Below are 5,889 nucleotides of genomic sequence, written 5' to 3' on the forward strand. Positions count from 1 at the left end.
ACCTTGAAGGAATTATACACAATGGCAGGGCCGATAACAAGCCTTGCCTCCACTCAATTCTACAAATATTATCACGAATTAACTAGTACGGCCCTGTAAGACTAGCAACTTCTATCGTTAGCAATAAACCGGCTTCAGAACAGCATTCATGCTACGCCAGGCCAGCCATCATCAAATCTTAAAGCTAGTTTAACAAAGCCATAACATTGGTGCGCTACGATTCTGCTAGAACTGGTTTAAGTCGCAAACATGTCCCTAAAGCAAGGAGACACATCGCATATGGTTGATGGCGGAGAGCCATCCCGGATTGCAGCCGTGGATAGTGCTATTGAAACACGCAAGTCTGTTTTACACGCCCTTGATAACAGTAGCCTTTCGGGCTTCCACTGGAAAGCGATGATCACCTCAGGCATGGGCTTCTTTACGGATGCCTATGACCTGTTTATTATTGGTGTTGTCCTCGCGATCCTGACGCCCCTGTGGCATCTCAGTAACTTCGAGATCTCCCTTGTTGGCAGCACCTCGCTGATCGCTGCTGCTCTCGGGTCGATGATCTTCGGACGCCTGGCCGACTTTGTGGGGCGGCGCTCGATCTACGGCTTCACACTGCTGGTGCTGGCGGCAGGCGCCCTGGCCTCGGCACTAGCGCCTAACGTGCTCTGGCTGATCATTTTCCGCTTTATTCTAGGCCTGGGGATTGGTGGCGACTATCCTCTGAGCGCAACGCTCATGAGCGAGTACGCCAATCGGCGCGATCGCGGCAAGCTGGTGACGATGGTCTTTGCAATGCAGGGAGTCGGCCTGATTCTTGGTCCCCTGGTAGCCATTGGCCTGTTGCTGGCTGGGCTAGATCACGATCTGACCTGGCGCATTATGCTGGCTCTAGGAGCCGTGCCTGCCCTGGCTACCTTCTATCTGCGTCGTCAGATTGCTGAGACGCCCCGCTTTGCCCTGATGGTGCAGGGCGATCTAGAGACCGCCGCAGCGACAATCAGTCAGGTGACAGGCCAGAATGGTCACAATAGCGCTCGGCCCTTGACTCAGTCCCAGACAGCGGGCCGCGGCAGGTCCTCCCACACTGAACCAATCAAGACGAAAACTTCCAAGCGCTCTTGGCTCCCGCTACTCGGACGGCCCCCTTACCTGCTCTGGCTAATTGGTACCGCTGGCGCCTGGTTTCTGCTCGATATCGCCTACTATGGTACGACGATCTCCAGCCCGCTGGTGCTCAAGGCTCTCAATGCCCATTCCAGCCTGCTACTCAACATGGTCTATACGCTGCTGATCTTCTTGGTGGCTGCTTTCCCTGGCTATATTGTGGCCGCGCTGACCATCGATCATCTGGGTCGCAGGTGGATTCAGTGTGTGGGCTTCGCCATGATGGCCCTGGCCTATGGGCTGCTGGCGGTTTTCCCGAGCTTGACTCAGCTCACAGCGCCTTTCCTGCTAGTCTACGGTGTGAGCTACTTCTTCACCGAGTTTGGCCCGAATGTGACGACCTTTGTCTACCCCGCTGAAATCTTCCCGGTGATGGTCCGCTCCACCGCGCACGGCATTGCCGCCGCCTTGGGCAAGGTGGGCGCCTTTATCGGAGCCTTGATTTTCCCGTTCCTGCTCAGTAGTTTCCATCTGCCAGGGGTCATGACCTTCACCGCCATTATCTCGGTGGCGGGACTGGTCCTGACCTTGCTGACACTGCCCGAACCTAGCGGTCGCTCTCTGGAAGAGATCTCCGGAGAGTACAAGCTGGTCGAGCAAGAAGCATCTGTACCCTCTCCCTTGCTGACCGAGAGCGTAGCCGTTGGTGAGCTGGTCTCACGCTAAGCTAAGCTGGCAAGCGAGAAACGTGGCTCACAAGTTGCCCGGACAGAAGCTGAGCACCGACCGCTACTGCCTCTGCGGGGATGCGAAGAGCGTTAGCCAGCAACGTGGTAGAAGACGACGACGGCGTGTACAATAGCTCCTGAGAGTGAAAGCACGCCGTCTTTTCTTTGCTGGCTGTGAACTGCTACTGCTTCGCCGCAAGAGGTCAACACCAGCCCGCGCTGAGGCGGAGAACCAGGCTGGCTGAGTCTTAGAAAGGGGAAACCCGTTGCCATGAATATTATCGAGTTTTTCCGACTAGAGCAGCGCCGCTTGCATGAATGGATGCGCAATAGCGTCAGCGATCTCAGTGTAGAGGAATGGCACTATCAGGGACCAGGACGCGTCAATACGATTGCCTTTCTACTTTGGCACTGTGTGCGCACTGAAGATAACATTTTGCGCTTTATTTTACAGGGACGGCAGCCAATCTGGAACGAAGAAGAGTGGCCAACACGCCTGGGCTTGCCGCCGCGTGTTCAGGGTACTGGGATGAGTACTGAGGAGGCGCGGCAGCTTCGTATCGCTGATCCTTCACTGTTTATGGAATATGCGGCTCGTGTCTGGCAGGAATTTGAGGACTACCTGGCTGCGGTGAAGGATGGTGGAGCCGAGCTGTCTGCACGCATTGTTAAGGTGAAGCCCCTTGGCGAGATGCCGGCTATCCAGGCCATCGGTCAGATTTGTCTCACGCATTGCTTCACCCATCTTGGCGAGATCGCCCACATTCGGGGTGAGCTGGGTAAGCCAGGTATGCCCATCTGACCGCGCTGCGAGACGGCGCGGGCGTCATTATGACCTGGTGGCCACCCTTTATTGAGCTTGCTCCCCTGGCTACTCGTAACTACTCGACGCCAAGATCCCAGGCCTGCTGTAAATCGGCCCGCGAGTAGCACTGAAAGGCCATCAGCGTGTGTGTGCGTAGAATGGTTGAGATGGCGGTCATCTGTCCTGTCACTACCTCAGCCAGATCCTCGTAGCGGGGCAGACGCAACAGTGCCACCAGGTCATAGTCGCCGGTAACTGAATAGACCTCGGCTACGCCTGGGATCTCTAGCAAACGCTGGGCTGTCTCATTAATCTGTCCGCGCTCAACGTTCATCAAGACCAGGGCCGTAATCATCTCCTCATTGCCTCCTTCTGGCTCTCTTCCGAAAGACAGCTTGATCAGTCGAGCTTCTGCCTTGCTCAATGCGCGTGGCAGTGCTCACATTGGCTCCGCTGCCACTGCCGATCAAGCCAGCCGTGGAAACCGAGTGGCTGGCAAGAGCCAGGCAGCATTCGACTCGGCACTAGAGGCAAGCGTGAGCGCCGTCTCGCGCTTGTACGCTTCTCAGGCGGCGCCCACGCCTACCCTGCCGCTACGCTCAGCTTCTCTCAAAGAACCTCAGCCCTACCTGGAGCTTCCTTCTCTGCTCCCTATGCCTGGAAGACGGGGGGAGGTGGCACGCTGGGTAGCTCCATGCTTAGCCCAATGCCCTTCAGCTTCTTTCTGAGCGACTCGATGGCGTAGCGTGGTGTTTGCCAGGGATCAATACGTGCTGCCAGGTACTGTGGAATCTCGCGCTCTGGAGGTGTGAGACCAGCCAGCGCGGTCGGCAGATATTTCTGGACAGCGGCGTACACGATGCGTGCACGCTCGTGATCCTGCTGAATCATATCGCGCAGGAACTTGACGCCAAAGAGAACATGACGCGACTCATCGCGTGCAACCGCCGTAAAGCCGGCGCGGAAAGCGGGGAAGAGATTGAACTGCCGGTAGGTCTCCAGAATAGAGCGCTGACCAGCCAAAGCCATCGTGCCCTCAACGATGATATGGTAGAGCGTTACCCCCTCGATGAGGTGGTCAAGCTGGCCCGGCTCCTGGCGGATACGTTCAGCAACCTCCGCCAGCGCTTCGATCAGAATAGCGCGCAGGTGCTCATTCATATATCCGACAGCCACCTGCAAAGCTCCGTCCAGGCTCTCCTGCTCAACACCCAGCACCTCGCGGAAAAAGCGATCGAAAAAGACGGTGTGGCGAGCCTCGTCGACGAGCTGAGTAGTCAAGAAGAGCCGCATCTCCTCGTCGGGCATGGCGACCACGTAGGGAGCCAGCGTATTGGTCACACACTCCTCGCCTTTGAAGAAGGCTGAGAGGCCATACATGCGTGCCTGCCGCTCCTCGGCTGGCATGCCCTGCCACTGCTGGCGGTCGTAGCTGAAATCCAGCTCCTGGGCCTGCCACTGCTGGCGCTCCCAGCGATAGTACAGCTCGCGATAGCTGGGCAGGTGGACCAGTCCCTGATCGATAATGTTGAGAACGGCATCGATCGGCGTACCCTCTAGCTGGGAGAGCGGCGCGGTTTCTAGCGGGTTCCTTTCAGGACTGTTGGACATAGCGTCTCCTCAGCTCCTTCTTGTCGATCTTGCCCACGAGGTTACGCGGCAGCGCATCTACAAACTCGATCTCGCTTGGAGTCTTGTAGTTGGCCAGATACTCGCGGCAAAAGGCCTTGAGCGTCTCGGCATCGACCGGCTCGCGCGTGACCACAAAAGCCTTAACTTCCTCGCCCATCCGCTCGGAGGGGATGCCAATCACAGCGGATTCGACAACGGCCGGATGGCGATTAAGAACCTCCTCAACGTCGCGCGGATAGATGTTAAAACCGCCACGAATAATCAGGTCCTTCTTCCGTTCCACTACGTAGATGTAGCCGTCCTCATCCATCCGTCCCATGTCGCCGGTATGAAGCCAGCCATTGCGCATGGCCTCGGCGGTTTCCTCGGGCAGATTATAGTATTGCTGCATGATGTTGGGGCCGCGGGCGATAATCTCGCCAACCTCGCCTACCGGAACATCCTGGTCGTTCTCGTCGACGATGCGGATTTCGACACCGGGCAGCGGCTTGCCGACCGAGCCTGGCTTGCGCGGCATCTCGCGATTATGGCCTGTAAGAGCAGCAGTGGCCTCAGAGAGACCGTAGCCTTCGAGAATGCGACAGCCAAACTTCTTTTCAAAGGCCTCCAGGACCGCTACCGGCAGGGGGGCCGAGCCGCTGACACAGTACTGCAGGCTGCTGGTGTCGTACTTGTCGGCATCGGGACTGTGTAGCAGGGCCACGAACATGGCGGGAACACCGGCGAAACCGGAGACTCGGTAGCGCTCAATGGCCGAGAAAACGGCAGTCGTGTCAAAGCGAGGCAGCATGACGATACGCGCGCCATTGAGGTAGGCCACGTTGGAGGCCACGAGGCCATAGGCATGGGCCAGGGGCAGAATAGCGAGGTGCGTTTCGCCCTGGCTTTCGGCGGCTTGGGGGTCCTCATCGCCACCGACGCCGCGTCCGCTGACCGCGTTGGCCACAAGATTGCGATGGGAGAGCATAACGCCCTTGGGGCGGCCTGTGGTGCCAGAGGTGTAGAGGATGACGGCAGTGTCATCGGGCGTCAACTGAACACCAGGTAAGTCACTCAGGTAGTAATCAGCGTAATCCGCGCCGCGCACAAGGACGTCCTGATAAGCGTGAAGCTGAAAGTGCGCCTCGGGCGGAAGCCCTTCCACAGTCGCAGGACCGCCGACGCAGATGATCTGTTCTAGCGTAGGCACCTGGGCCAGGGTGGCCCCATGTAATGGGAGCAGCAGCGGGCTGGTAATCAACAAGCGTGCCCCCGAGTTCTGCGCAATGTAGTGCACCTCGGGCGGCTTCAGAAGAGGAAGAACAGGAATGACGATGGCGCCAGCTCGTGCAATCGCCTGGTAGGAGATAATGACCTCGGGACAGTTCGGGATCATGACCATCACGCGGTCACCAGATTGAATGCCGAGCGCGCGTAAGCCGGCGGCCAGTTGTACAGCCTCGCGGGCGATCTCGACATTGGTATAGCGGCGGGGCTCAGCTAGCTGGGGATCTTCATAGACCAAGGCCTCGTAGGTGCCAAAGCGCTGGCAGTTGTAGATCGCCAGGTCGTACTGAAGCCGCAGGTCGGCGATGTCCCTGATGTTCCTGGCTTCGACCATGCGCAAACCTCCTTGTTAGTCGACCG

5 protein-coding genes are annotated in these 5,889 nt (G+C 57.9%); 2 read left to right on the forward strand and 3 right to left on the reverse strand.

Annotation, left to right across the window (positions count from 1 at the left end):
- Nucleotides 1–279 precede the first annotated feature (279 nt).
- Together IRZ24_RS15795 and IRZ24_RS15800 are read left to right on the forward strand one after the other, a co-directional pair.
- Nucleotides 280–1,824 carry an MFS transporter gene (locus IRZ24_RS15795; RefSeq protein WP_297166045.1) on the forward strand — a complete coding sequence of 515 codons (1,545 nt, stop codon included), beginning with the start codon at nucleotides 280–282 and terminating at the stop codon, nucleotides 1,822–1,824.
- A gap of 273 nt (nucleotides 1,825–2,097) precedes the next feature.
- Nucleotides 2,098–2,628, forward strand: coding sequence for a DinB family protein (locus IRZ24_RS15800; RefSeq protein WP_297166048.1), 531 nt, complete (start codon nucleotides 2,098–2,100; stop codon nucleotides 2,626–2,628).
- A gap of 79 nt (nucleotides 2,629–2,707) precedes the next feature.
- Here the strand turns inward: IRZ24_RS15800 and IRZ24_RS15805 are convergent, their stop codons facing one another.
- The 3 genes from IRZ24_RS15805 to IRZ24_RS15815 all read right to left on the reverse strand — a co-directional run bounded on the left by IRZ24_RS15805 (nucleotide 2,708) and on the right by IRZ24_RS15815 (nucleotide 5,863).
- Nucleotides 2,708–2,986 carry an Lrp/AsnC ligand binding domain-containing protein gene (locus IRZ24_RS15805; protein WP_297166051.1) on the reverse strand — a complete coding sequence of 93 codons (279 nt, stop codon included), beginning with the start codon at nucleotides 2,984–2,986 and terminating at the stop codon, nucleotides 2,708–2,710.
- A 296-nt stretch (nucleotides 2,987–3,282) separates the two neighbouring features.
- On the reverse strand, nucleotides 3,283–4,242 hold the full coding sequence (locus IRZ24_RS15810) for a ribonucleotide-diphosphate reductase subunit beta (protein ID WP_297166054.1): 960 nt from the start codon (nucleotides 4,240–4,242) through the stop codon (nucleotides 3,283–3,285).
- A complete protein-coding gene (locus IRZ24_RS15815; protein ID WP_297166057.1) occupies nucleotides 4,226–5,863 on the reverse strand; it encodes a long-chain fatty acid--CoA ligase in 1,638 nt (545 codons plus the stop codon). Before IRZ24_RS15815 ends, IRZ24_RS15810 begins: the two co-directional genes overlap by 17 nt.
- Between the last annotated feature and the right edge of the window lie 26 nt (nucleotides 5,864–5,889).

This window comes from Thermogemmatispora sp. (genome assembly GCF_019683755.1).
Classification (GTDB): Bacteria; Chloroflexota; Ktedonobacteria; order Ktedonobacterales; family Ktedonobacteraceae; genus Thermogemmatispora.

What these genes read in the sequence shown, in the direction of transcription:
- IRZ24_RS15795 (WP_297166045.1), top strand. Translation starts at nt 280, where the DNA reads ATGGTTGATGGCGGAGAGCCATCCCGGATTGCAGCCGTGGATAGTGCT.
- IRZ24_RS15800 (WP_297166048.1), top strand. Translation starts at nt 2,098, where the DNA reads ATGAATATTATCGAGTTTTTCCGACTAGAGCAGCGCCGCTTGCATGAA.
- IRZ24_RS15805 (WP_297166051.1), bottom strand. Translation starts at nt 2,986, where the DNA reads ATGATTACGGCCCTGGTCTTGATGAACGTTGAGCGCGGACAGATTAAT.
- IRZ24_RS15810 (WP_297166054.1), bottom strand. Translation starts at nt 4,242, where the DNA reads ATGTCCAACAGTCCTGAAAGGAACCCGCTAGAAACCGCGCCGCTCTCC.
- IRZ24_RS15815 (WP_297166057.1), bottom strand. Translation starts at nt 5,863, where the DNA reads ATGGTCGAAGCCAGGAACATCAGGGACATCGCCGACCTGCGGCTTCAG.